17 protein-coding genes are annotated in these 26,981 nt (G+C 36.3%); 10 read left to right on the top strand and 7 right to left on the bottom strand.

What is annotated here, in order from left to right; translation table 11 throughout:
- Positions 1–6: 6 nt before the first annotated feature.
- The 4 genes from BM084_RS01685 (at position 7) to BM084_RS01700 (ending at position 5,881) form a co-directional block, all read left to right on the top strand.
- The gene (locus BM084_RS01685; protein ID WP_093302359.1) at positions 7–1,365 is read left to right on the top strand and encodes a capsule assembly Wzi family protein; all 1,359 of its coding nucleotides are present in this window, start codon (positions 7–9) and stop codon (positions 1,363–1,365) included.
- 27 nt (positions 1,366–1,392) lie between these two features.
- Entirely contained in the window at positions 1,393–3,564 is a 2,172-nt protein-coding gene (locus BM084_RS01690; protein WP_093302362.1) for a PAS domain-containing sensor histidine kinase, read from the top strand.
- 128 nt (positions 3,565–3,692) lie between these two features.
- Positions 3,693–5,447, top strand: a complete 1,755-nt coding sequence (locus BM084_RS01695) for a PAS domain S-box protein (RefSeq protein ID WP_093302364.1) — start codon at positions 3,693–3,695, stop codon at positions 5,445–5,447.
- Between the two features lie 23 nt (positions 5,448–5,470).
- The gene (locus tag BM084_RS01700; RefSeq protein ID WP_083634169.1) at positions 5,471–5,881 is read left to right on the top strand and encodes a response regulator; all 411 of its coding nucleotides are present in this window, start codon (positions 5,471–5,473) and stop codon (positions 5,879–5,881) included.
- On the opposite strand, the gene BM084_RS01705 is transcribed toward BM084_RS01700, so the two are convergent.
- Entirely contained in the window at positions 5,878–6,954 is a 1,077-nt protein-coding gene (locus BM084_RS01705; RefSeq protein WP_075326584.1) for an endonuclease/exonuclease/phosphatase family protein, read from the bottom strand. The genes BM084_RS01700 and BM084_RS01705 overlap by 4 nt on opposite strands.
- 68 nt (positions 6,955–7,022) lie before the next feature.
- Positions 7,023–7,838: a phosphatase PAP2 family protein gene (locus BM084_RS01710; RefSeq protein ID WP_075326585.1), complete on the bottom strand. Its 816-nt coding sequence runs from the start codon at positions 7,836–7,838 to the stop codon at positions 7,023–7,025.
- A gap of 190 nt (positions 7,839–8,028) precedes the next feature.
- Between BM084_RS01710 and BM084_RS01715 the strand changes: the two genes are divergently transcribed.
- The 5 genes from BM084_RS01715 to thrC all read left to right on the top strand — a co-directional run bounded on the left by BM084_RS01715 (position 8,029) and on the right by thrC (position 15,867).
- Complete coding sequence (locus tag BM084_RS01715) at positions 8,029–9,159, top strand: vWA domain-containing protein (RefSeq protein WP_093302367.1); 1,131 nt, start codon at positions 8,029–8,031, stop codon at positions 9,157–9,159.
- Between the two features lie 146 nt (positions 9,160–9,305).
- Positions 9,306–10,769 (top strand): magnesium chelatase, encoded by a 1,464-nt coding sequence (locus BM084_RS01720; RefSeq protein WP_093302368.1) that lies wholly within the window; start codon positions 9,306–9,308, stop codon positions 10,767–10,769.
- 332 nt (positions 10,770–11,101) lie between these two features.
- Positions 11,102–13,549 (top strand): bifunctional aspartate kinase/homoserine dehydrogenase I, encoded by a 2,448-nt coding sequence (thrA, locus tag BM084_RS01725; protein ID WP_093302370.1) that lies wholly within the window; start codon positions 11,102–11,104, stop codon positions 13,547–13,549.
- Between the two features lie 3 nt (positions 13,550–13,552).
- A complete protein-coding gene (locus BM084_RS01730; protein WP_075326589.1) occupies positions 13,553–14,476 on the top strand; it encodes a homoserine kinase in 924 nt (307 codons plus the stop codon).
- 95 nt (positions 14,477–14,571) lie between these two features.
- Positions 14,572–15,867 carry a threonine synthase gene (gene thrC / locus BM084_RS01735; RefSeq protein WP_093302484.1) on the top strand — a complete coding sequence of 432 codons (1,296 nt, stop codon included), beginning with the start codon at positions 14,572–14,574 and terminating at the stop codon, positions 15,865–15,867.
- A gap of 135 nt (positions 15,868–16,002) precedes the next feature.
- On the opposite strand, the gene BM084_RS01740 is transcribed toward thrC, so the two are convergent.
- Both BM084_RS01740 and BM084_RS01745 read right to left on the bottom strand, forming a co-directional pair.
- Positions 16,003–17,487 carry a S10 family peptidase gene (locus tag BM084_RS01740; protein WP_093302373.1) on the bottom strand — a complete coding sequence of 495 codons (1,485 nt, stop codon included), beginning with the start codon at positions 17,485–17,487 and terminating at the stop codon, positions 16,003–16,005.
- Between the two features lie 57 nt (positions 17,488–17,544).
- A complete protein-coding gene (locus BM084_RS01745) occupies positions 17,545–19,215 on the bottom strand; it encodes an ABC1 kinase family protein (RefSeq protein ID WP_075326591.1) in 1,671 nt (556 codons plus the stop codon).
- Between the two features lie 198 nt (positions 19,216–19,413).
- On the opposite strand from BM084_RS01745, the gene BM084_RS01750 reads away from it, so the two are divergent.
- On the top strand, positions 19,414–21,660 hold the full coding sequence (locus BM084_RS01750) for a bifunctional SulP family inorganic anion transporter/carbonic anhydrase (protein ID WP_093302374.1): 2,247 nt from the start codon (positions 19,414–19,416) through the stop codon (positions 21,658–21,660).
- Here BM084_RS01750 and BM084_RS01755 read toward each other — a convergent pair.
- From BM084_RS01755 to BM084_RS01765, 3 genes are all read right to left on the bottom strand, one after another.
- A complete protein-coding gene (locus BM084_RS01755) occupies positions 21,657–23,660 on the bottom strand; it encodes a monovalent cation:proton antiporter family protein (RefSeq protein ID WP_093302375.1) in 2,004 nt (667 codons plus the stop codon). The two genes, BM084_RS01750 and BM084_RS01755, sit on opposite strands and share 4 nt — an antisense overlap.
- A gap of 111 nt (positions 23,661–23,771) precedes the next feature.
- Positions 23,772–25,637 (bottom strand): M61 family metallopeptidase, encoded by a 1,866-nt coding sequence (locus BM084_RS01760; protein WP_075326593.1) that lies wholly within the window; start codon positions 25,635–25,637, stop codon positions 23,772–23,774.
- Between the two features lie 143 nt (positions 25,638–25,780).
- A complete protein-coding gene (locus BM084_RS01765; protein ID WP_075326594.1) occupies positions 25,781–26,980 on the bottom strand; it encodes a glutamate-5-semialdehyde dehydrogenase in 1,200 nt (399 codons plus the stop codon).
- Position 26,981 lies beyond the last annotated feature (1 nt).

The following is a 26,981-nucleotide window of genomic DNA, read 5'->3' on the forward strand; positions in this document are numbered from 1 at the left end:
CTACTTATGAAACACTTTTATCTTACATTTTTATTTTCGCTCTTATTTTTATCGGTTAATGCCCAGCAAATAGATTTTAAGGGCAATGTAAATGCTACCGGCTTACTTTTTAGTGAAGACAATTCTCCTTTTTGGTTACATACCAACCAGCGAGGCAGAATAGACGAACTTACTAATTTTTCTGGGTTAGCCAATGTTTCAGGGATTTATAGATTTTCTGATAATGCTAGTTTAGAAGGAGGTTTGGGAGTGCTTTATCAAGATGGTTTTACTGATAAATTACAATTAGACGAGTCTTACCTTGCCTTTAACAATTCCTGGTTGGAAATTGTTGCAGGAAGAAAACAACGTACAGAATTGTATAGAGGACTAAGCGCTACAAATCAAAGTATTCTATGGTCTTTGAATGCGAGACCATTACCCGGAATAAGATTTTTTACTAAACGCCCAATCTTTTTTAAAGGCAATCGTGGGCTCGGTTTTGAAGCTTCCCTGGAAGAATATTTTATGGATGACGAGCGCTATGTTGAAGACACAAGACTTCATCATAAAAGCTTTCATTTAGTTTATAAATCTTCACCGCAATTCCAAATTTCTGCAGGGTTAAGACATTTTGTTCAGTGGGGTGGTACACATCCCGAATTTGGCGATTTACCTTCGGATTTTAAGGCATATACAAGAGCAATTACTGGTAGAGGAGTGGGAGATGATACCGGCGATGGAATTTCTGAACAGGAAATTAATGGCCTGGGAAATCATTTGGGAAGCTACGAGGTTAATATTAAAACTATTCTGGCCAATTATAATGTTGAAATTATTTACAACCATTTATTTGAAGATGGCTCTGGAAGTTTACTTAGAAATACACCAGATGGCCGCTACGGGGTTTTTATAGAAGATCCTACAGCATCTATAGATTCCTGGATTCAGGCGGTGATGTACGAATTTTATTATACTAAAAACCAGAGTAAGAACACCCCAACAACGGATGGTCAGGATAATTATTTTAATAATAACCTGTATCGCTCTGGATGGACCTATGAGAATAGAGTTTTAGGTCTGCCGTTTATTACACTGGGCCCAGATAGGTTTAGAATAACTAATAATAAAGTACTTGTTCACCATATTGGTTTAAGCGGAATGGCTTTCAGTAAAATTCCTTACAAATTCCTAGGGAGTTTTAGAAAGAATTATGGAGGTAAAGGAAGCGCTAACACAAACGGGCAACATGTACTTTCAACTTATCTTGACTTAAATTTGTTACAAAATATAGTTAATCTAAACCTTCAATTGGGAGCTGATTTTGATGAAATTGAAGGCTCTAATTTTGGCGCAGGAATTTCTGTTTCCAAATCATTTTTATAACAGCGCCCGCAACTTTAAACTCCCCCAATGAAGAAATGCACCACGCCTGTATTAAAAATAAACGAAGCGTATAAGATTTTAACCTGGAATTTTTCTGCTGAAGTTTTTGTAAGAGAAAATTTCAATAAAAGTCTAGTAACTCAACTTGGTATTTCAAAAGTTTTTTCTGCAGAAATATCTAAAAAATTTAAAAATGATTTTACTTCAGGCGATGGTATTATTCATAAGCAATATTCATTTTCAGAAACAAAGAATTTAAAAATACTGTGTAGTCCCTGTTTAAACGAAAATGGTGATGTTGAAGCTTTTTCTATATGTTTAAAATTAGTCGATAAAAATGATGCTGTCTCACCCGAGAATATAATTCAGGCAAAAAATGTAGTAGAAAACTCTTCATTAGCAATTTTCCTTTCAGATCCTAACGGGCCGGTTATAGAGGTTAATAAAGCTGCTTGTAGGATGTTCGGTTATACTTTTGAAGAATTTAAGCGGCTAAGCAGGGAAGACATTATACTTAAAAACGAAAATTTAAAGAATGCGCTTAACCAAAGAAATTTGGTGGGGGAATTAAGACATGAATTAACAGGAAAAAAGAAAAATGGAGAGAATTTTCCGTGCGAAGTACACTCGGTTATCTATACAAATCATAATGGAGAACAGAGAACCAGTACTGCAATTATAGATATTTCAGACAGGAAAAATCAGGAAATAATTGCAGAAAACAGTATGCAGGCCTTTCAATCTTTATTCGATTATAATCCCGATGCAGTATATTCCTTTGATCTTATGGGGAATTTTATCGATTTTAATGAAACTGCATTAGAATTTATTGAAGGAACAAAAGAAAATGCGAAAGCGGCGAATTTTTTGCCTTTAATAGCTCCGGAAGATAAAGAGCGCGTGTTGAATATTTCTCTTAAAGCCGCTTCAGGAGAGATTCAGCGTTATCACACTAATTTTATTGGTCTTAAAGGGACTAGAAGAGTTCTGGATGTCACGAATTTTCCCATATATGTTAACCGAAAAATCACTGGTGTATATGGTATTGCCAAAGATATTACCCGGCAGGTTGAAATTGAACAGAAATTAAGGGAAGAGCGTAATATGTTCCGGGCAATTATAGATTATATTCCAGACCATATATTTGTGGTGAATCAAAATCACGAAATAATTTTAACCAACTATGCTTTTTACAATAATTATTTAGGTGCTGAAACTGAGGAAAACAGTTTAGGGCTAACTCCCAAAGATTTTTTTCCAGAAAAAGAAGTTTTAGAAATAATAGATGATAATACGTGGGTGATGAATTCGGGCGTCCCTATTATAAATCGTGAAGATATTATTAGAGATTTTAATGATAAAATTGATTATACGCTTTTAACTAAAGTGCCCTTTAAGTTTGGAGATAATAAAAAAGGATTGGTGGGAATTTCCAGGAATATTACTGAAATAAAACAAAAAGAAGAAGCCTTAGAATTATTAAACCGTGAGTTAAAAAAACATACGGAAGAGCTTGCACTCTCTAATAAAGAACTCGAGCAGTTTGCTTATATCGCATCACACGATCTTCAGGAGCCGCTTAGAATGGTAACCAGTTTTCTTACACAACTTAAGAAAAAGTACAGCGATCAACTGGATGAGAAGGCCCAGCAATATATTCATTTTGCCCACGATGGTGCTACCAGAATGCGACAAATAATATTAGATCTACTTGAATATTCAAGGGTTGGGAGAGGAGAGTATCAAGTTGTTGAAGTAAATACTAAAAATTTGGTTTCTGAAGTTTTATTGCTTCAAAAAAGATGTATTGAAGCGCAAAATGCAGAAATTAAATTAGGAGAACTACCAGATTTAAAAGTTGAAGAACTTCCTTTAAAACAGTTATTTTCTAATTTAATAGGAAATGCCTTAAAATATCATTCTAAAGATCGGCGGCCAGTTATAGAAATTTCAGCTGAAGAAAAAGATGTTTACTGGGGATTTAAAATAAGCGATAATGGTATAGGAATTGAGGAAGCATTTAAAGAAAAGATATTTGTGATTTTTCAGCGTTTACATCATCGTGATGAATATGAAGGCACTGGAATAGGATTAGCAATTTGTAAGAAAATTGTAGACCACTTTGGAGGTGAAATTTGGGTAGAATCAGCGTATGGTAAGGGTAGTAGTTTTTATTTTACAATCCCAAAACAATTTTAGTATATTTACTAATCCATGTAATTTAAATTCCTATTGTTTAGTCCGGGTTACCTTGTCTTTTCAATTTATAAGCTGAAAAATTTTTCAGAAGTTAGCTATTAAATTACTGAGGTTTAAAATTATTTTAAATGACGAAAAATTCCGGGGAATTAAAAATCTTGGTTATTGAAGATAACCCAGGTGATTTTATGCTTATTGAAGATTACCTGTCTGAAGAACACCATGCCCTGGAAATACAGCGTGCCGAGAACTTTAAAATTGCTAAAACGATTCTTCAGAAAACTTCAGATTTTGATACTGTTTTACTCGATTTATCGCTTCCAGATATTAATAATACTGAATTACTTGTAAAAGATATTCTTGCATTTTCTAACGGAACGCCCGTAGTTGTACTTACCGGTTATACCAATAAAGATTATGGCGTAAAAACACTTTCCTGGGGAGTTTCAGACTATTTGCTGAAAGACGAAATAAATGCCTCCATTTTATCTAAAAGTATCCATTACAGCATGGAACGGAGGAAAGTACAGCACCAACTCTATGAATCTGAAGAAAAATACCGAACTCTCTTCGATTCAAGTCCGCTGCCAATGTGGGTTTTAGATAGGAATACTCTGGAGTTTTTAAGTGTAAACCAGGCTGCTATAAATTTATACGAATATACCCGCGAAGAATTTATGCAGATGTCTGTAAGGGATTTATGGGCCGATGATGAAGCGAGAATTGAAGAAACTGTAGAAGAAAATTTTCACGATTTTTTTACTTTAAAAGTCAAGCATTATACAAAAAGTAGAAACCTGCTTTATATAGATGTGCAGAGCAATCCTATTCTATTTGGTGGGCGCGAAGCCAGGGTTACTCAGGCGCATAATATCACTGAAAAGTTAAAAGCCGAAGAAAAATTAAGGCACAGCCAGGAGCGTTTTAAAGCCCTGGTTCAGGATGGTAGCGATCTTATAAGTATTATAGATCAAAATTTTCATTATGCTTATGTAAGCCCCAGCGTAAAGAATATTTTAGGAGTAGATCCCGAAAAAATTGAAGGTAGAAATGTATTTGACTTTATACATAGGGAAGACCGTGATAAAATTGAAGGCAAAATCCAGTATTTAGGCAGCAGAAAATCCTATCAGTTACCTTCCTATAGATATAAAGATGGGAAGGGGGAGTGGCGTTGGTTTGAAACCATAATTAGTGATTTAAGAGATGATCCTGCTGTAAAAGGATTAATTGCAAACTCCAGGGATATTACTAAAGCTAAAGTACAGGAACAGCAATTAAGGGAAAGCCTGGAGCGGTACGATATCGTTGCTAAAGCCACCAGTGACCTTATTACCGATTTTGATGTTGAAAAAAATGAATTTCAGTATAGCAATGCCATATACGATATTTTTGGTTACTCCCAGGAAGAATTAGAAACCTCAAAAGAATGGTGGCAGGATAGAATTCACCCTGAAGATAAACCACGCGTTATTGAAGCTGCTAAAGGAATATACGAGCGCGGGCAAAAGATTCTTGGAATAGAATACCGTTTTAAATGTGCAAACGGAGAATACAAATATATTCTTGATCGTAGTTATGTAATAACCGATGCTACCGGTAAACCCTCGCGTATAATTGGTTCTATGCAAGATATTACCGAAAGAAGAAAATACATTAACGCTATTGAGCGCAGTAATGAAAGGCTTCGCGAAATAGCATGGACACAATCTCACGTAGTGCGGGCGCCATTAGCCAGAATTATGGGCTTAATAGAATTACTGAAAAATCAGAGAAATAACCTTGATAATATTGAGGAAATTATAGATAATATCTTAAATTCGTCTGAAGAGCTTGATAAAGTGATTAGAAAGATCACCATTAAAACTGAAGAAGAATTCTAAGCTCTAGCCCTAAATTTCTTATAATGCTTGAAGTACTTATCGTAGATGACGATCAAATTGTGGTATTTATTCAGAAGAAGATGATAAGCAACCACGAGATCGCCCAAAACCCTATAAGCTTTAGTCAGGCGGCAGATGCTTTAAATTATATTATAGAAGATCAAAATCACACCAGGCAAAAGGATTTTCTTATTCTTTTAGACATTAATATGCCTAATATGAATGGTTGGGATTTTTTAAAGCGTTTAGAAGCTCATCCGCAAAAATCCAGATATCACGTTATTATGGTAACTTCTTCTATAGATGCAAAAGACAAAGAAAAAGCTAATAATTATAGCACAGTACGTTCTTTTATAGAAAAACCAATCTCTGCTGCAGATTGTGAGAAAATCAAAGAAATCTCAGAAATAAGTCATTTTTTCGAAACCGCTTAAACACCGTTTTCCCTGGGTTCTGCATCATCAATTTTCTCCTGTGCCCATTCTTTTTCCTCTTCATCAGGTTCAGGTTTTTCCTGTTCTTCTTCGGCTGGACGTTCAAAATTTAAATTAATATACATAGGAAAGTGATCTGATCCCATAGGTTTTTCTCGCGCAATTTCTATTAAAGTAAAATCGTTGCTATGAAAAACGTGATCTAACGGCCATCTAAAAAAGCGATAACCGGCGTGAAAAGTATTAAAAAAGCCTCTCCCTATCCTGGGGTCTAATAACCCGCTCATTTGTTGAAATAATCTTGTGGTGCGGGACCAGGCAACATCATTTAAATCTCCAAAAACCAAAACGCTATCATCCTGTTCTCTAACATCCCTTCCCAACATCAATAATTCGGCATCGCGGTTGGTAGAAGTATCAGCTTCAGAAGGGCTTGGAGGTCTTGGGTGCATACAGTGAATTCTAACTTTAGTATTATCGTCTAAACGTACAAAGCCGTGTATAGAGGGAATATCATCTTTTACTAAATATCTAACTTCGGTTTCTTCTAATTTTAGTTTAGAATATAGATGCATTCCGTAGAGATTATCCATAGGCACTTTTACGGTGTATTTATACTCTTCTTCTATATCTTTAAGTGCTTCTTCCCACTTTTTATCAGATTCCAGCGTAAGAAGAATATCGGGTTGCCGCCGGTGTACAATTTCAAGAAGTTTGTGATACTGGGTATTGGGAGTGAGTACATTACTTACCAGAATAGAAATATTATCGCTGGGGTCGCCGTCCTCAAATTTCATTACTTCTTTTTTTGCGAACCAGGTGTATGGAAAAATCTTATGAAGTTGATAAATAAGACTTAGAATAATTAAAGCAATAGCTATAAAATGAATAGTTTCAGAAAAATCAAAAACCATAATAGAGATAATTATAACCGTGCTAATTAGAATTGAAATTTGAATACGAGGAAAATCGAAAGCACGAATCCACCATTGGTCAAATCGTGTGGCAGACGCCAGACTTGGAATTAGAAATATTCCGCACAATATAAGCATTATAATTTCTGAAACCTCCATAGAGTTTGCTCGATAACCGAGTTTTAAATGCTTCGAGGCTTGCCTCGAAAATTAAACAATAGTCTTACTTAGAACTTATAAGAAAGCGCAAGGCCTTTAGTGTTGATTCCCGTGCCGTTAATATTAAAATTAGCGGTAGGATAAAGATCAATATTTTCTTTGCCTTTTTTATGCAATTCAGGAATTAATATTCCGCTAACGGCACCTACTACGGCACCTGCAATATTATCTGTAAGAAAATGTTTCCCGGCTTTTGTTCTTAAATATCCCATTAAAACCGAAACTCCTGTGGCTCCACCCCAAACAAAAGGAACGGCCTTAGAATCAGGATGAAAATCATTAAAAATTTTGGCGGCAAAAAAGCTGCCGGCAGCAGCAACTGCAGTGTGCCCTGCAATAAACGAGCGTTGTGCACCACCCTCGGCACGTTCGTCCAACGGAAGATTTTCATTATAAACAAGAGGTCGGCTTTTATCTATTAAACCGGCAGTCATAGTATAAAAGACGCCCGTAGTAGCCATGGTTTCTACAAATAAAACACTTATTTGTCCAAAATTATTTCGTTCTGCTTCACCGGGCAGTAAAGCAAGCGGAGCGGCCAGGGCTGCATAAAAGGGTATATAGCTTAAAGCATCAGCTTCTTCAGAATAATTTCCTGCTGCCCAACGATCTATTCCCCAAATATCATTTTTATCTAAATCTGCAACTTCAGCTTCAGTAAGTGCATCTTTATTTTGGATAAAAGTGAAACCTAATACATTTAATCCAACGGTACCGGCAATATAGGCACCATCTGTCCAGGCATCGGTTTTATAGGGGGAACCCTGGGAAAAACTAGTATAGCTAAGAACAAAACAAAAACTGAGTAAAAGCAAATTTTTCATTAATCTCTTATTGTGGTTTTAATTATATTCAAATCTCTTAACTACATCGTAAACACTGAAGTTTTTAAGAAAAGAATAACAATATTAGCCTTCTAAACATAATATAAATAATTTTTAGATTAACATAAGTTTAATTCCTGTTGCAGCTAAAGATTTTCCAATTCTATATAAAATACCGTAATTTTAGAATATGAAGAAGAAAGATTATAGACAGGGAAGCGGATTTGTTTTTAATAAGTTTGAGGAGCCTGAAAAGTCACCGTTTGACAGGCTTTTTGAAGTTTTTAAAGAATTAATTACTCATACTTCAGGAGATTTAGATGAAGCCCTGGATTGGCTGAAACAGTTAGACGACGAATACAAATTAACCACGGAAGATTACACCCTGGATGATTTTGTAGAAGACCTTAAAAAGAAAGGTTACATAAAAGAGGAAACGGAAGACGAGGGTGGTGGTATGGCGATTACAGCCAAAACCGAACGAGCTATTAGAAAACAGGCTTTAGACCAGATCTTCGGAAAACTGAAGAAAAGTGCGTCGGGAAGTCATAGAACCAATCACGTAGGTAGGGGAGACGAACATACGGGTGATTTCAGGAATTTTCAATTTGGAGATTCGCCTGATAAGATTTCGGTAACCGAAAGTTTAAGAAATGCCCAAATTAATCACGGTATCGGGAATTTTAATATGACTGAAGAGGATTTGGTGGTGGAGGAAACCCATTACAAATCCAGAATGAGTACTGTGCTTATGATAGATCTTAGTCATAGTATGATTTTATATGGCGAAGATCGTATTACTCCGGCGAAAAAAGTAGCGATGGCTTTGGCCGAATTGATTACTACCAGATATCCCAAAGACAGTTTGGATATTATTGTTTTTGGAGATGATGCCTGGCCGGTTTCTATAGCCGATCTTCCTTATCTTAAAGTAGGACCATACCATACCAATACCGTGGCGGGTTTAAAACTGGCTATGGATATTCTTAGAAGAAAAAGGAGCACAAACCGTCAAATCTTTATGATAACCGATGGAAAGCCGAGTTGCCTGCGAGAACGCGACGGCTCTTATTATAAAAACAGTATGGGTCTTGATCCTTATATTTTAGGCAAATGTTATACAATGGCTCGCCAGGCAAGAAAACTACATATTCCTATTACTACATTTATGATCGCGCAAGATCCTTATTTAATGCAGTTTGTAAGGGAGTTTACCTATGCCAACCAGGGGAAAGCTTTTTACACCGGCTTAAAAGGCCTTGGTGAAATGATTTTTGAAGATTATGAAACCAATAGGAAAAAGAGAATAAGGGGGAATTAGTAAAATTATTTTACCGTCTTCCTGAACTTGTTTCGGGATCTAAGATGTTAGAAATCATAATGTAATAGAAGCTGAAACAAGTTTAGCTTGACGTATATAGTTAGAAAAATCATTCCGAATTTTAGATCAGAAATAAAATAACAAATATGAAAATAGAAAATATAAATACACTGGGAGAACTTAAAAAATCTGGATATAAAAGTCGCGGAATTAAAGAAGAACTCAGGGCAAATTTAATTGAAAAAATAAAGAAGAACGAACCTACTTTCCCCGGAATTCACGGTTATGAGGATAGTGTAATTCCTGAAATGGAACGCGCAATTTTGTCCCGGCATAATATTAACCTACTTGGGTTAAGAGGCCAGGCAAAAACCCGTCTCGCACGTTTAATGGTGAATTTACTGGATGAATACATGCCGGTGATTCAGGGTTCAGAAATTAACGACGATCCCCTAAATCCAATTTCCCGTTATGCTACAGAATTAGTAAAAGAAAAAGGAGATGAAACTCCAATTAGCTGGGTACATAGAGAGAAACGATTTTTTGAAAAACTCGCTACACCAGATGTAACCGTGGCTGATCTTATTGGGGATGTAGACCCAATTAAAGCTGCAAATTTAAAATTAAGCTATGCCGATGATCGTGTAATCCACTTCGGAATGATTCCGCGGGCCAATCGTAGTATTTTTGTAATCAACGAGTTACCCGATTTGCAGGCGCGAATCCAGGTAGCTTTGTTTAACATTCTTCAGGAAGGCGATATTCAAATTCGCGGCTTTAAATTAAGATTACCGCTAGACCTTCAGTTTGTATTTACCGCTAACCCTGAAGATTATACCAACCGTGGTAGTATTGTAACTCCTTTAAAAGATAGAATTGGCTCCCAAATATTAACGCATTATCCAGATAGTATTAAGATTGCTAAAACAATTACCGCACAGGAAGCAAAACTGGATAAAAGACAAAGCGAATTGGTTCATGTACCGGAACTCGCTAAAGATCTTTTGGAACAAATTAGTTTCGAAGCTCGTGAAAGTGAATTTATAGATGAAAAAAGCGGAATTAGTGCCAGGCTTAGTATCACGGCTTATGAAAACCTACTAAGTACAGCAGAAAGACGTTCATTGAAATCTGGAGACGATAAAACCTTGTTGAGGTTTGGAGACTTTCTGGGTGTAGTTCCTTCCATTACGGGAAAAGTAGAACTGGTTTATGAAGGGGAAGAAGAAGGAGCGGCAAGTGTTGCCCTTCAGCTAATTGGAGATTCAGTAAAAACTTTATTTCCACAGTATTTTCCTAAGATAGAAAAGTTACAAAAGCCTGATGAAACCACGCCTTACGACGATTTAGTAGAATGGTTTTTTGAACAAAGCGGTTTTGAGTTACCCGATGATCTTTCTGATGCAGAATACAAAGAAAAACTGGATTCTGTAGAACCATTAAATGAACTGATTAAAAAGTATCAACCGGAAATTTCAGAGAAAGATTCTTACTTTTTAAAAGAATTTTTGCTTTGGGCATTAGTAGAATACAAGAAACTAAGCAAGCATCGTTTCGCCACCGGTGTTCAGTTTAAAGATCTCTACGGAAGTTATATAAGTGATCTTTAAGTAATTATTAAAATAAAACGAAAAAATACCCGGTTAAATTATTAATCGGGTATTTTTTTTTATTGAATAAAATGAAATTCATAATTCTGCCGGTAAATTGTCATTTTTGTTTTTATTACACTTAAAAATATATACTTTTATCACCAGAATAAGGTCAAAAATGAAGATAACAGAAAGCATAAATTTCGGCACTTCAAGAAGCGTTTTTAACGTGGGCATTTCTGGCATGACGATTATTCGTATTACCCCTTTTGGGGTATAATTCTACATAGCACTTCCGTACACGCCTGTTTTTTTTAAACACAATCATTCTAATTTAACTAATTTGACTTATGAAAGTCCTAAAATTCGGAGGTACCTCTTTGGCCTCTCCAGAACGAATAAAACTCGTAGCTAAAACTGTTCAAAAACATTTAAAAGAAGATAAAACCCTGGTAGTTTTTTCCGCTTTTGGCGGTGTTACCAACGATTTGCTGGAAATGGCAGATCTCGCTTCTCGTGAAGATCTTGCTTACAAAGATATTCTTATAAAAAATGAAAAAAGACATCTTGAAGCAGTTCGTGAGTTAATTCCGGTAAACGCACAAAGCAGTATTTTAAGTAAAGTAAAAACCGAACTTAATCGCCTGGAAACTTTGTATGAAGGTGTTTATTTACTCAACGAACTTTCTAATAAAACCCGCCACGTAGTTGCTGGTTTTGGGGAAGTTTTATCTTCTCTAATTATTGCTGAATATTTCAAAAATCTTGGCGTAAACTCTCAATATATAGATTCTCGTGAGCTAATTGTTTGTAAAAACACCAATGAAAAAGTTCAGGTAAATTATGCGCAAACCAATGCGAATATTGAAAAATATTTTGAAGCAAAAGATGCTTCTTTATATATCGCACCAGGTTTTGTTTCCAGGAACGAACAAGGTGTTCCCAGTACGCTTGGCCGTGGTGGCTCAGATTTTACGGCGGCCCTTTACGGTGCTGCTTTAGATGTAAAAGAAGTGCTGATCTATACCGATGTAAATGGGATGTACACCGCCAATCCGCAAATTGTGCCCCACGCTTATCCGCTAAAGGATATTTCCTACCAGGAAGCTATGGAATTATCGCATTTTGGTGCAAAAGTGCTTTATCCGCCAACGCTTCAACCCTTACTGGATAAACAAATAAATATCTTAATAAAAAATACTTTTAAACCCGATGAAACGGGCACGCTTATTTCAAAATCTTCAGAGAAGAATTTCCGTTGGGTTACCGGGATAACGCATATTGATTCTATAAAACTTCTGAATATTGAAGGCAGCGGGATGGTTGGTATTCCGGGCTTTTCCAAAAGATTTTTTGAAGTGCTTTTTCAAGAAAATATAAACGTTGTTTTAATTACCCAGGCATCTTCAGAACACAGTATTTGTATCGCAGTGAAGGATGATGAAGCTGAACTTGCTAAAGAAGCTTTAGATGAAGCTTTTGAGGTTGAAATTCAGTATAAAAAAATCAAACCGGTAGAGATTGAAGAGAATGTGGCCATTGTAGCGCTTGTAGGGGATAGAATGAAGAGTCACCACGGATTAAGCGGGAAAATGTTTAGTGCCCTGGGTAACAATAATATCAATATTCGGGCAATTGCCCAGGGATCTTCAGAACGAAATATTTCTGCTGTTATTTCTAAAAAAGATGTAAAAAAAGCGCTTAATACCTTACACGAACAATTCTTTGAAGTGCCTTCTAAAGAGCTCAACTTGTTTATCACCGGTGTTGGAAATGTGGGGAGTAAACTACTAAACCAATTGAAGAAGCAGGAAAAATTCTTATTGGAAAAACTTCGATTAAAGGTTAGGGTTCATGGCTTATCTAATTCCCGAAAAATGCTTTTTGATGAAAATGGGATTGATTTAGAAAACTGGGAAAAAGCTCTTGAAAAAGGAGAAAAAGCCGATAAGGCTGAATTCTTTAAAAAAGTGGACGAATTTAATTTACGAAACAGCATTTTTGTAGATAATACGGCAAGTCCCGATATATCAGCCTGGTATAAAGAATATTTAGCAAATTCGGTTTCGGTGGTAACCTGTAATAAAATTGCCTGTGCAGATAGTTTTGAAAACTATCAGGAATTACAAAACCTGGCCCGGGAATATGGTGCTTCATTTTTATACGAAACCAACGTGGGAGCCGGTTTGCCTATTATAGATACGCTAAAAAACCTGGTTGCTTCGGGAGATAGGGTTACTAAAATCCAGGCCGTGCTTTCTGGTAGTCTAAACTTTGTATTCAATACCTATAAAGCTGAAGATCCTTTCTATAAAACTGTAGAAATGGCAATGAAAGAAGGTTATACAGAACCAGATCCTAAAATTGATTTAAGTGGTGTAGACGTTGCACGTAAAATTTTGATCCTTGCCCGTGAAAGTGGATACGAAATGGAGCTTGAAGATATTGAAAGTGAAGATTTCTTATCTAAAGAAAGTTTGGCAACCACTAATAATGAAGATTTTTTCGAGTTGCTGAAAAAAGATGAACCAAAATTTCAGGAAATCTATAGATCGGCAGAAGAAAAAGGAGAACAATTAAAATACGTGGCGCAACTGGAAGATGGAAAAGCTGTGGTAGGTCTACAATCGGTAGATTCTCAGCATCCATTTTATAATTTGAGCGGTAGCGATAACATCGTGTTATTCTTCACAGAGCGTTATCCTGAACAACCATTAATTGTAAAAGGAGCCGGTGCAGGAGCCGAGGTTACCGCTTCAGGAATATTTGCCGATGTAATAAGAATAGGAAAGAAATAGGTTATGGATAAAATAAAACTATTTGCACCGGCAACGGTGGCTAACCTTTCTTGCGGATTTGACGTGTTAGGCTGTTGTTTAGACGGCGTTGGTGACGAGATGATTATTTCGAAAAATTCAGCACAAAAACTAAGAATCACTAAAATCACCGGCCAGGATTTACCTTTAGAGGTTGAAGAAAACGTGGCCGGGGTTGCGGCAAATGCTATGCTTTCCGAATTAAATGAAAAACAGGGTTTTGATATTGAAATAAAGAAAAATATTAAAGCTGGGAGTGGAATTGGAAGTAGCGCAGCTAGCGCTGCAGGCGCCGTTTTCGGAATTAATAAATTGCTGGGTGAACCTTTTTCAGCAAATCAATTAATAAAATTTGCGATGGAAGGGGAACGTCTTGCAAGTGGAAATGCTCACGCCGATAATGTAGCCCCGGCACTCCTGGGCGGTTTTACCCTGGTGAAAAGCTACGAACCTCTGGAGATAATTAGCTTACCTGGTTTACCTGAATTAAGAATGTTGATATTGCATCCGTTAATCGAATTAAAAACCCGTGATTCAAGGTCGGTAATTAGGCAAAATGTAGAACTAAAAAAAGCAATTAGCCAATGGGGGAATTTAGCAGCACTTGTAAGTGCGCTTTATACCCAGGATTATGAACTTTTAGGCCGAAGTTTAAAAGATGAGATTATAGAACCGGTGCGGTCTATTTTAATTCCGTATTTCGATGAACTTAAAAATTTGGCTGCAGCAAATGGAGCCCTTGGTTTTGGAATTTCTGGTTCGGGACCTTCAGTTTTTGCTATGTGCAAAGGTGATACGGTAGCCGAAAAAGTAAAAGCCGAATTCCAGGAATTTTATCAGGATAAAAATATAGATTTCGATCTGCATTTATCTAAAATTAATCCCGAAGGCATAAAAATACTATCATAATGAAACCAGCATGATGCTGGACCCTGAAATTAGCACTAATAGGAGCATTATAATTAGCTCTTGCCAAAACTTAAATGGGGATAAAATTTATACAGATGAAATACATTAGTTTAAACGATAAAAATCATAAAGTTTCCTTTGAAGATGCAGTTGTTCGAGGACTTGCACCGGGAAAAGCACTCTATTTTCCTGAAAAAATTCCTAATTTATCTAAAGATTTTTTTCAGAATTTAGGAGAACTATCCAAAGAGGAAATTGCTTTTGAAGCCATAAAACCTTTTGTAGGTGAAGAAATTGATAAAAACGGTCTTCAGGAAATTCTAAAGAAAACTTTAAACTTTGAATTTCCGGTAGTTCCAATTTCAGAAAACACAGGAACGCTTGAATTATTTCATGGGCCAACGCTGGCATTTAAAGATGTGGGTGCAGGCTTTATGGCGGGTTGCCTGGGGCATTTTGTAAAGAAAGGAAATCTTGGGAAAATTACAGTTTTAGTAGCTACGTCGGGAGATACCGGGGGCGCGGTGGCTAATGGATTTTTAGGTGTTGAAGGAATAGATGTAGTAATTCTATACCCTAAAGGGAAAGTGAGTGAAATCCAGGAAAAACAACTTACCACCCTTGGCCAGAATATCACCGCATTAGAAGTAAATGGAAATTTTGACGATTGCCAGGATATGGTTAAAAAAGCTTTTTCTGATGCTGAAATAAGTGAAAAACGCCAACTAACTTCAGCTAATTCCATTAATGTTGCGCGCTGGTTACCACAAATGTTTTATTACTTTTTTGCCTATAAACAATTGACTGAAAAACAGGAAAAACTGGTTTTTTCAGTTCCCAGTGGAAATTTTGGAAATATTTGTGCGGGAATGTTAGCTAAAAAAATGGGGCTTCCCATAGACCGTTTTATCGCCTCCAATAACGAAAATAATGTAGTGACACGTTATTTGCAATCGCAAGAATATAGTCCGAAACCCAGCGTACAGACTATCTCTAACGCGATGGATGTTGGAAATCCCAGTAATTTTGTAAGAATCCTGGAATTGTTCAATAATGAATTTGAACCGCTATCAAAACAACTTTCTTCTTTTAGTTATTCTGATGAAGAAACCAGAAAGGCCATAAAACAAGTAAAGGAAAAGTATAACTATGTAATGGACCCACATGGGGCAGTTGGTTATCTTGGGCTTCAGGAATTTTTTGCCGAAAACCCCGACTATTACGGTACATTTTTAGAAACTGCACATCCGGTAAAATTCCTGGAAACTGTAGAGGAAGTCATTGGAAAAAAAGTGGAAATTCCGGTTTCCATTAAAGAAGCGATGAATAAAGAGAAAAAAGCTTTCAATATCTCAGATTATGATGAATTGAAAGCTTATTTGATGCAATAGTTTATAAAATTGTTTGGGAAGCTACTTTTTTTTAACGTCATTCTGAACTGGTTTCAGGGTCTAACATATTAGATTCTGAAACCAGTTCAGAATGACGGAATTGTTGAAAAAAGCTTCCCAAACTATTTATTGCAATTAATACTTGGCAGGAGCGCCTTCTTTTGGAAGACTGTTTTCTATAAATTCCCGAATATCTTCATTGGCATTTTTAAGGTCCTCTGCTCGCAGATACATCATATGGCCGCTTTCGTAGCCTTTAAAACTAAGGCGGTCTTTCATTTTTCCGCTTGGGTCTAATTGCCACATCGTGTATTTGGCATTAAAATAGGTAGTAGCGCCATCAAAGTAACCCGATTGAATCATTACATCCAAATTAGGATTTTGCGCCATTGCCTGTCTCAAATTCTCACCGCTATTATCACCACTGCGATCCCAGGGATGTACAGGGCCAAACATATAATATTTCAAATCTGTTTTAAAATTAAGATCCTGTCTCAGATAATGATTTATGGCGGGAGTAAACGAGTGTAACCAGGAAGTTAGCTCAGCATTATAATCAGGGGAATCTCCGGCTTCTTTGGCGTCTATTCCAAGATATCTGGAATCCAGTCTACCAACGGTTACGCCATCTTTTCGCTTTAATTCTTTCCAGAAAAAACGATAATCTACATCAAGATTATTCTGAAGAATTACTTCTTTAGAAATTCCTGAATAATAAGCCATTTTCTCGGCTGCTTCCTCTTTTTTGGCAGTTTCAGTAAAACCGCCTTTTACCAATACCGGCGTTAATTCATTTATAGTATATTCTTCAACTTCTTCCAGCAAATCTTCCAATTCTTTATTCTGAAGTTCTGCCGGTAAAGCATCATGGTACCAGGCTGCAGCTGCAAAATATGGTAGTCTGTTAGCTATGCCCACCGGGCCATCGCGATCTATACCAATTTCGGTTGGAGATACTAAAATTACCCCGTTAAGGTACATCCACTGGCTGTTTTGCAATTCTAGAGCTAAACCTGAAACGCGGGTAGTTCCATAGCTTTCACCAATAAGATATTTTGGAGATAACCAGCGTTCGTTTCTGCTTACAAAAGTATTTAACCATTCGGCTAAATATTTAATATCGGCTTGAACGCCAAAGAACTTTTCCCTGTCTACTTTTCCATCTTCATCTGGAATAGGGCGGGAGTAGCCGGTGTTCACCGGGTTCACGTAAACAATATCTGCAACATCTAAAATTGAATGAGGATTTTCCTTAATTCCATAAGGCTGAATTGGATATCCTTCATCATCAATTTTTAACACTCGTGGGCCTGTATAGGCAACGTGCATCCAAACAGAAGCAGAGCCCGGCCCGCCATTAAACGAAATAACCAAGGGCCTGTTTTCGGTATTTTTTACATCGCTTCTTTTATAATAGGTATAAAATAAACTGGCAATTGGTTCACCATCATTATTCCAAAGTGGCTGCATGCCCGTAGTGGCCGTATAATCTATATTTTTTGAATTAATAGTCACCGAATGATTTGTAGTGACCGTAGTATCTACCGGAATTTCAACTTTCTGGCTCCAGGCCGTAGTTATAAAAACAAGTAAAAAAAGAGGGGTAAAGATGTTTTTCATGTGGTTCTAATTTTTAGAACCGAAAAATACACTGAAATACACAATTCCCCAAACAGGCTAATCTTTATTATTGAGATTTTCGTCCCGAAAAATAATGATATAACTAAGAATAATGCCTCCAACTGCTGCGAGTAAGAAGAAAATCATAGCAAGACCTGGGTAACCAAAAATTGTAAAATCTGAAGGAACCTGCATAAGCATTGAAGCACCAATAATCATTGCTGCTATAATTAGGCCCAGGGTGATACGATTGGCTACTTTTTGAAAACCATCGGTAACCCGTTGTTCATCTATGGCATCAATCTTAATTTTAAATTCATTTTCAGATAAATTCTTTGAGATCGTATTTAAACGATCGGGTAAGTATTCCAGAAATTTCTTTGAAGCTAATACCGAAGAGAAAAAGTTTTCAGGCTTTAATTCTTCATACATTTTATCTCGCATTATCTTGGTAGAATGTCTTTTAATGGCATCTCTAAGATCAAATTCTGGATCTAAGACCGCGATTATCTGATCCATATTTAAAAGAATTTTTCCAAGAATATTTACTTCTACAGGGAGGTGAATTCCGCTTTCGGCTGCAAGCCTGTTTAATTGAATAAGAAGCCGACCGGTTTGCATATCTTTAGCCGTACTATGCTCGCTATCCATAATAATATCAGAAATGGTCTTTTTGAAGAATTTAAGGTTGGCATCTTCTGTAACCTCACTCATACTTAATAGAACACGAGCGGTTTCTTCTCCATTATTATTACTAATAGCTAATAAAAGTTCTAAAATATATTGTTTAATTCCCGGGCTAAACTTGGCAACCATCCCAAGATCTATCAGGGCAATTTTATCATCTTTTGTAAATTGAATATTCCCGGGGTGTGGATCGGCGTGAACAAACCCATCATTAATTACTTGTTGCAAATAGGCTTTAACCAGTTCATCTACAAGGGGCGAATAATCTACTTCAATTTGTTTAAGTGGAGATATTGAAGTGATCTTTCTGCCTTCAATATATTCCATGGTAAGGACTTTAGCCGCAGAATAGTCCTGAATAGGTTGCGGTACAATTAAATATTTAAAATCCTTTAAATTGTCTCCAAGGGTAATTAAATTCTGTGCTTCACGATGGTAATCTAACTCCTGGAGTAGAATACGCCTAAGTTCAGTTAAAACATCATCAAAGGCATATTTTTGGGCGGTTGTACTGTGTTTTACAGCCAGCTCTGCCAGTTCTTTTAAAGTATCTAAATCTGAAAGGAATTGTTTTTTAATTCCCGGTCTTTGAATTTTTACCGCCACTGGTTTTCCCGATCTTAAAGTAGCCCTATGTACCTGCCCTATGGAAGCACTGGCCAAAGGTTCTTCATCAAAACTATCAAAAGCTTTAGAAATCCTGGTGCCTATTTCTTCTTCCACAATGCGATGAACTTCTTCGTAAGGAATAGGAGGAACATCATCCTGTAAAGTGGCTAAAGCCTTTAAATAAGCATCTGGAAGAAGGTCTGGACGGGTAGAAAGCAGCTGGCCCATTTTAATATAGGTAGGCCCCATATTTTTTAGATCTTCTACCAGTTCATCTGGGCTTTGATCGTATGAATTCTGTGAATTATCTGAATCTGATTTTTCATCCATTGCCTGCGACGCGGTATTGGCAAATAGATCGCTGTTCCAGTATTTTAGCATAAAGCCTATAAATTTCTGGTAACGCAAAAGATCGTCGGGAAGTACAGACATAAGATTATTGGTTGTTATGTTATTTAGTTTTTTAAAGATATCTATTTAAAATTATAACACCAATATGTACCGAAAAGCAGTCCGTTTTTTTGGTGTTATTTAAGAAACCTTTTGAATGTTTTACAGAAATTAGTTGGTTAACCACTAAATTTCCTATTTTCAGCATTTAATTTTAATCTTTTTTCATATTTAAAATTAATGGGAAAAAATGGCAATTTTAATTTCAGGGAAAAGGTAGATCAGGCTGCTTTAAGCAAACCCTTATTCTCCCGAATGGATAAAGATATTCCTTCCAGTATTGTAGTGTTTCTTGTAGCCCTTCCTTTGTGCCTTGGAATAGCACTTGCAAGCGGTGCCCCTTTGGTTTCCGGATTAATATCGGGAATTATTGGTGGAATTGTAATAGGAAGCGTAAGCCATTCATCGGTAAGTGTTAGTGGTCCTGCTGCCAGTTTAACTGCGGTGGTTTTAGCTTCTATAGCTTCTCTTGGGTGTTTTGATGTGTTCTTAATGGCGGTTGTTCTTGGTGGAATTTTTCAGTTTATCCTGGGAATTCTTAAAGCCGGACTTATAGCCGATTATATGCCTTCCAATATTATTAAAGGCCTACTTGCAGCGATTGGAATTATTTTAATCATCGCTCAGCTTCCTTATGCCGTTGGATTCATTCAAGATTCAGGAGCAAATTTTGGAGCACGAGATAACCTTCTGGAACAGGCTATTGCTATGTTTAAAAACTTTTTTTACTCTCTGCACCCCGGCGCAGTAGTTTTGTCTATAATTTCACTAGCAATCATTATTTTCTGGGAGAAAAGTCCGCTTAAGAATTTTAAACTTTTGCCGCCTTCCTTAATTGTGGTAATTCTTGGCGTATTTTTAAATTTACTTTTCAAGTATATAGCTCCCGTACTCCATTTAAGTGAAAAATACCTGGTGAATATTCCAAAAATAGATCGTGTAAGCGAACTTGTAACTTTCCCAGATTTCAATTCTATCACTAACCCTGAAGTTTGGGGTGTTGCAATTACAATAACACTTATCGCCTCTATAGCCAGTTTATTGGCCATTGAAGCTGCAGATGAAATAGATCCGCATAAGCGGAAAACGCCTCCAAACCGGGAATTGGTAGCCCAGGGAATTGGAAATACAATAGCCGGATTAGTAGGAGGTATTCCGTTAACATCAGTAATTGTGCGAAGCTCGGTAAATATTAATGCCGGGGCCGAAACCAAGCTTTCCACAATTTTACACGGAATTTTCCTGCTTTTAAGCGTTTTGTTTTTAAGTTCCATTTTAAACCTTATTCCGCTCTCCAGCCTTGCGGTAATTTTATTGGTAGTGGGTTATAAACTGGCCTCCTGGGATGTAATTAGCACGATGTATAAAAAGGGATGGAACCAATTTATTCCTTTTGTTGTGACCGTTGTGGCTATTATTTTAACCGATTTATTAATCGGGATTTTTATTGGGTCCCTGGTGAGTATTTTCTTTTTACTGCGCAGTAATTATCACAACGCATTTTTTATTGAAAATACTAAAATATTTAAAGGAGAAACCATAAGATTAGAGCTTTCTAACGAAGTTTCATTTTTTAATAAAGCTTCAATTAAAAACAGTTTATGGAATGTGCCGCAGAATTCTAACGTGATTATTGATGCTACTTTTTCCAGTTATATAGATCACGATATACTGGAGATCTTTGAAGATTTTAAAACCACTTTTGCAGAAGAAAATAATATTAACGTAAGTATTATTGGCCTTAAAGATAAATATTCTGCAGGGAAAGAATTAGATTTTGTTCGGGAGGATATTGAAGAATCTAAAGAAAGATCTACACCGCAGGAAATCCTGGATTATTTAAAGGAGGGAAATTCAAGATACGTAGATGGAAAATTGGTTTCCAGACGACTTCGGAATAAAGAATTAATGGATTTTATCAATTCGCCGCCACTTGCTACTGTAGTAAACTGCATAGATTTAAGGGAGCCTTTAAATGTTATGATGAATACCGGGATTGGAGATTTAATTCCCATTAGAGCCGCCGGTAATCTTGTAGATAGTCATATTATTAAGAGTATTGAAATTGCCTGTAAACAGCAGGGCTCACGTTTTATACTTCTTATGGGAAATTCGTCGAATAAAATTTACCTGGAAGCTTTAAATGAATATATGAAAAACGGATATCAAAATCCCGATTCCCTTATAGCTGAAGCATTAAAAGCGAAACAAATCCCGGCTAAATTTGAAGAAAAAGATTTATATACTTATGCCGATCTTATCACACGCTGGAGTGTAAAAGAATCACAAAAGCGTATTATAAAAGAAAATCCATATTTAAGGGAACGAATATCACAGGGTAAATTAGGACTCGCCACTGCATTCTTTAACCGGGAAAACGGAAAAATTGAATTCTCTGAATTATATGATTCTGCAACAGTTTCCTAATATGAAAGCGCTTCGTTTAGCCTGTTAATATTTAACGGATTTCCAAAAATATATAATAAGTCTCCTTGTTTAATTTTAGTGTCCGGGAGAATTTCAGTAATGTATTGAGTATCTCTTTTTATGGCCAGTACAGTAACTCTAAAGTTCTTACCAATTCCGGAAGTTTGAATACTTTTTCCAACAATATCCCTGTTATTCTGCTGCACACTTAAGGTTACAATTTCCCGGTTTGGAATATGTAAATGCTGTAACGAAGGTTTATGCGGCCTTCCTTTTACTGAAGTTAACATCTCATAATCTGACGAACGAATACTGGCAGTAAAATCCATTATCTCGTTATAAGGCACCAGGTATTTTTTAAGCACCCGGTTAAAGATTTCTATAGAAGTCTCAAATTCTTCTGGAATTACTTCATCGGCTCCCAGTTTAATATTTTCTTCAATCTCCCTAACATAACGAGTTCTTACAATAATAAAAGCTGTTTTAGAATATAAACGTACGTTACTAATAATCTTTTTTGTAGCTCCCGGGTCAGAAATTGCAATAACAATAACCCTTGCTTCCTGGACGTGAAGATGTTTTAGAATTAAGGAGTTGGTTGCATCTCCAAAAATAATAGGTTCATTATTATTTTTCGCCTTTTTAAAAGTTACAGGATCGGTATCTAAGATAACATAAGGAATTTCAGCGTTTCGGGCGGCTTTCGCAATATTTTCACCATTAATTCCGTAGCCAATAATAATTAAATGATCGTCCAGTTTCTTAGGTTCATCGGTTTCTTCAGTAGTCTTAAGTTTATTTAAACTTTCCAGTCTATGCCTTACGGATGAAGGCACCCTGGCCTTAAGTATTGAATAAGTAATCTTTGGCGCCGCTGCAATTAGAAAAGGGGTAAGCCCCATAGTAATTATTGAAATCGCTAAAAAATATTGATAAACACTATTTGGTATAATATTATTATCTAAACCAACTCCAGAAAGCAATAAGGAGAATTCACCTACCTGAAATAAACTGAATAAACTTAATAAAACTGTTCTTGGCGGATATTTCAGCAATAAAACCGTAGCACCAACTACCAGCATTTTTAAAAATACAACTCCAATAACCAATAGAAGAATCATCAAAATATTATTGATAAAAAATTCTAAATTCAGGAGAGAACCAACCGAGATAAAAAAGAAACTGATAAAAATCTCTCTAAATGGCAAAACGTTTACTGTAGCCTGGTGGCTGTATTCAGATTCAGAAATAATAAGTCCTGCGAAAAAGGCACCTAAAGCAAGAGATAGGCCTACAGAAGAGGTGAGCCAGGCAATGGCAAAACAAAAAACTACAGTGGTTAATATAAAAAGCTCTTTGCTTTTTGTTTTAACCACCATACTAAAAATTCTGGGTACAATATATCGCGCCAGTAAATAAATAACCACGCCAACACCAACAATTTTAAGAATAAGAATTAAGAGGGTAGTAAGGAGATCGCCGCCATCACCGGCTAATATTGGGGTGAGCAACATCATGGGAACTACAATTATATCCTGGAAAATTAAAATTCCAAGCGCAACCCGGCCGTGCGGTGCGGTAATTTCTCCACGTTCCTGGATGAGTTTTAAAACTATTGCGGTACTACTTAAAGAGAACAAAAACCCTAGAAAAACTGCCGAATTTAAAGGTAAACCGAAAAAATAAGCAACGATTGTAGTGAATAGAATTGTGCCACCTACCTGGAGCCCGCCGCCAATTAAGACGGTGTTTTTCATAGAAATAAGCTCTTTTATAGAGAGCTCAATTCCAATAACAAAAAGCAGGAAAATAATACCAATTTCTGATAGTAATTCTACCTCGTGAGAAGAACTTATAAGGTTAAAGGCATGTGGACCTGCAATTATACCAGCGAGAAGAAACCCCAGGATTGATGGCACTTTTATCTTTTGAAATAAAAGAATTATCAAAATTGAGAGTCCCAGGATAATAACAATATCCTGTAAAATAGGAATTTCCATAAATTAATCTTCAAGTTGGTTAGGTCTTCCAATTTAAAAGATAAAACCCGATTATGGAAATAAAAAAGCGGCGGGAATTCCCGCCGCTGAAAATACTTAAATTAAAATCTATTAACCTTTTAACCAAGCATTTCTAAGTTTTACTTCTTTGCTACTTTCAGGCAGATCTTTTTCGGTTATTGTAGTATCGGTATCAGTGGGTTGGGCAGTAGTAGCTGTAAGTTCTACCTCTTCGCCGTCTCGCATTACTACAAAACTCACTTCTTCACCTTCTTCCCAGGATTCAGCTTTCATAATTAGATTATAAACATTCTGAATATTATATTCTTCGCCGTTTACCGTTTTGATTATATCGCCACCTTTTACACCAAGTTCCTGTAAAAACGAGTTGAACTGAATATTTTCTCTGAAAAACAATTCACCTTTAGCAGGATCACCATCTATATAAGGGGTTTGCCCTTTAATAAAATAGCCGGTATTAATTTCGGTTTCACTTTCTTCAAGTCCTACTTTGGTAAAAAAATCGTTGTAGGGAATTGGTGTTGTTCCGCTAACATAGGTTTCCAGGAAAGTTCTAATTTCAGGATAAGTAAGTTCAACAATATCATCAAATAATTCTTCATCTTCAAAAGGCTTGTCCATTCCATATCTATCGCTAAGGGCTTTCATAAGATCCAGAATTCCCATTTCGCCATCGCTTAATTCCCTTAACCGAATATCTAAAGCCATTCCAATTAAGGCTCCTTTTTGATATACGTTGTAATAACTGTCTTTATAAGGATCTTCCAGAATGTTTTGGCTCATTTCGGTAAATGGCATTGTGTCGTCAAACTGTTGCGCCGATTTTATTTTATCTGAAATTCTATCGTAAAAATCCTGTTTCTCTATAAGCTCCTGGTTTATTTGGAAAAGGTTCGCAAAATATTCGGTTACCCCTTCATACATCCATAAATGCTGAGACATTTTAGGATCGTTATAATCAAAATAATGAACTTCTTTTGAATGAACATTTAAGGGAGTAAGTATGTGGAAAAATTCGTGAGAAACCACATCGGTCATTGTTTTTTGTAATTGTTCAGGCTGCATAGCTTCGGGAAGTACAACTACCGTAGAAGTGTGATGTTCTAAAGCACCAAAACCACGTGCATCTTGTTTTTCGCTATCTGAAAGATATAACAGAATTGCATACTTGCCGGTGTTATCTACTTCTCCTAAAAAGCGTTTTTGTGCGCTAATCATCTCTTCAATTCCCGGTTTTATACTTTCTGAAGTATATTTTTCATTTGGAGAATATACATTAATGAGCACCTCCATACCTTCTACCATAAAACTAGTGGTATCTGGTTTAGCATACATAATTGGGTTGTCTATAACTTCAAAATATCGGCCCAGAGAATAAATATCTTCTTTAAATGCCATATCTTCTGAGGCAGCAACCGTTTTGCTTAAAGCTGTACCGGGAATTAAACCTTGTGGTCTTTTAATTAGAAGCCGGTAAGGTTCTTCCTGTTTATTTTCAAAATAACCTACAAATCCGTGGAGGTTAAGCATAAAATTTTCACCTGCTTCAATATTGGTTCCCGAGGGCGAGAAAACACCTTCTTCGTCTTCAATATCATAAGTATCGTTAACCTGATAGCTTACTTTGTCTAAATTTTCAGCGTTTGGAATATTCCAGGAATTATCGTCAATTTTTTCAAATTCCAGTTCATTTCCATCGTAATCCAGCGCTTTAAAATTTTCGATAAATTTTCCGTAATTATCTGTAGAGTAGGTGCCGGGCACCGTTTTAGGAATATAAAAAGTAGTATTGTCACTAGTAAACCTATCGGGATCAACGCTCACCGAAACTTTGTCTTCTTCAACATTTACAAGATCTATGCTTGCAATTACGGGTTGATTTTCTTTTGAGGTTTGCGTGGTTTTACAACTATATAGGGCGCCAATAAAGGCCAGAGTGTAAATAGCTTTTTTCATTGATAAACGTTTCTTTTTTTATAAGACTCAAGAAGTGCGTAAAAGTTACATTTATAAAAGAAAAAATTTTGTTTTTATAAAAATTGAGCATAAAAAAACCGCTGAATTTCTCAGCGGTTTTAAAGCTTATTTTAGAGAAAAAACTACTCTCTAATATGGCCTTCTCCTAATACATAGTATTTATTAGTAACCAATTGTTTTAAACCAAGTGGCCCACGGTGGTGAAGTTTATCGGTACTAATAGCGAGCTCTGCACCAACTCCCATTTGGCCACCATCTGTAAATCTAGTAGAAGCGTTGTGGTACACAGCGGCACTGTCTACCTGCTCCATAAAGTTGGCGGCTTCTTTCTTATCATCAGTGATAATCACAGCTGAATGTCCTCCTGAATATTTATTGATTTTATCCATTGCGGCGTCGTTACCATCAATAGCACCAAGTACAATTCTCATGGCCAGGAATTCTTCATACCAGGTATCTTCAGATGGTATTTTTTCTTCATTTGGAAGTATCTTAGCGATATCATCGTCTACCTGAATATGTACTTTATTCTCTGTGAACATATCATACAATTCTTTTACTCTTTTTTCAAAGTCTGGTAGGTTTTTATCAACTAATACCTTATCTAATGCATTACATCCTGAAATCTTATCGATTTTAGCATTTAACATTACTTTTTTAGCGGTATCAAAATTGGCATTCTTAGAAACATAAAGGAAATTATTTCCTCGTCCGCTAACTAAAACTGCACCTGTAGAATGTTCTTTTACAAAAGCAATAAGCTTTTCTCCACCTCTTGGAACTACTAAATCTATATGTTGTGGCGGATTTTTAAGGAACTCCTGGGTTTCGGTTCTATTCATTTGTAATAGCTCGATCCAGTCTTTTTCCAAACCGTTTTCCTGAAGCGCTTCGTGCCAGCATTCCTCAAGAATTCTATTAGAATGGTTTGCTTCTTTTCCACCTTTTAAATAGATCTTGTTATTTGCTTTAAAAGCAAGTACAGCGGCTTCAATTGTAACATCGGGACGGGATTCATAGATAATCATGATCGTTCCGAATGGTGCGGTTTTGTTGGTAATATCTAAACCGGTATCCAATCTTCTATGCTCTATAGTTTGGCCTACAGGATCTTCCTGGTCCATAACTTCTTTTACAGAGCGTATCATATCGTCTACCTTGGCATTGTTTACTACCAATCTATCACGCATAGCCTGGTCTCCTTCGCCAAAAGCGTCAAGATCTTTTTTATTTGCGGCTACTATTTCCTCACGTCTTTTATCCAAAATATTAATCATGGATTGCAAAACGTTATTTTTGGTTTTAGAATCTAATAATTTCATT

The organism is Salegentibacter agarivorans, assembly GCF_900113135.1.
GTDB lineage: Bacteria > Bacteroidota > Bacteroidia > Flavobacteriales > Flavobacteriaceae > Salegentibacter > Salegentibacter agarivorans.

Excerpts from the sequence above, each read along its gene's own strand:
- BM084_RS01685 (WP_093302359.1), top strand. The coding sequence starts at position 7 with ATGAAACACTTTTATCTTACATTTTTATTTTCGCTCTTATTTTTATCG.
- BM084_RS01690 (WP_093302362.1), top strand. The coding sequence starts at position 1,393 with ATGAAGAAATGCACCACGCCTGTATTAAAAATAAACGAAGCGTATAAG.
- BM084_RS01695 (WP_093302364.1), top strand. The coding sequence starts at position 3,693 with ATGACGAAAAATTCCGGGGAATTAAAAATCTTGGTTATTGAAGATAAC.
- BM084_RS01700 (WP_083634169.1), top strand. The coding sequence starts at position 5,471 with ATGCTTGAAGTACTTATCGTAGATGACGATCAAATTGTGGTATTTATT.
- BM084_RS01705 (WP_075326584.1), bottom strand. The coding sequence starts at position 6,954 with ATGGAGGTTTCAGAAATTATAATGCTTATATTGTGCGGAATATTTCTA.
- BM084_RS01710 (WP_075326585.1), bottom strand. The coding sequence starts at position 7,838 with ATGAAAAATTTGCTTTTACTCAGTTTTTGTTTTGTTCTTAGCTATACT.
- BM084_RS01715 (WP_093302367.1), top strand. The coding sequence starts at position 8,029 with ATGAAGAAGAAAGATTATAGACAGGGAAGCGGATTTGTTTTTAATAAG.
- BM084_RS01720 (WP_093302368.1), top strand. The coding sequence starts at position 9,306 with ATGAAAATAGAAAATATAAATACACTGGGAGAACTTAAAAAATCTGGA.
- thrA (WP_093302370.1), top strand. The coding sequence starts at position 11,102 with ATGAAAGTCCTAAAATTCGGAGGTACCTCTTTGGCCTCTCCAGAACGA.
- BM084_RS01730 (WP_075326589.1), top strand. The coding sequence starts at position 13,553 with ATGGATAAAATAAAACTATTTGCACCGGCAACGGTGGCTAACCTTTCT.
- thrC (WP_093302484.1), top strand. The coding sequence starts at position 14,572 with ATGAAATACATTAGTTTAAACGATAAAAATCATAAAGTTTCCTTTGAA.
- BM084_RS01740 (WP_093302373.1), bottom strand. The coding sequence starts at position 17,487 with ATGAAAAACATCTTTACCCCTCTTTTTTTACTTGTTTTTATAACTACG.
- BM084_RS01745 (WP_075326591.1), bottom strand. The coding sequence starts at position 19,215 with ATGTCTGTACTTCCCGACGATCTTTTGCGTTACCAGAAATTTATAGGC.
- BM084_RS01750 (WP_093302374.1), top strand. The coding sequence starts at position 19,414 with ATGGGAAAAAATGGCAATTTTAATTTCAGGGAAAAGGTAGATCAGGCT.
- BM084_RS01755 (WP_093302375.1), bottom strand. The coding sequence starts at position 23,660 with ATGGAAATTCCTATTTTACAGGATATTGTTATTATCCTGGGACTCTCA.
- BM084_RS01760 (WP_075326593.1), bottom strand. The coding sequence starts at position 25,637 with ATGAAAAAAGCTATTTACACTCTGGCCTTTATTGGCGCCCTATATAGT.
- BM084_RS01765 (WP_075326594.1), bottom strand. The coding sequence starts at position 26,980 with ATGAAATTATTAGATTCTAAAACCAAAAATAACGTTTTGCAATCCATG.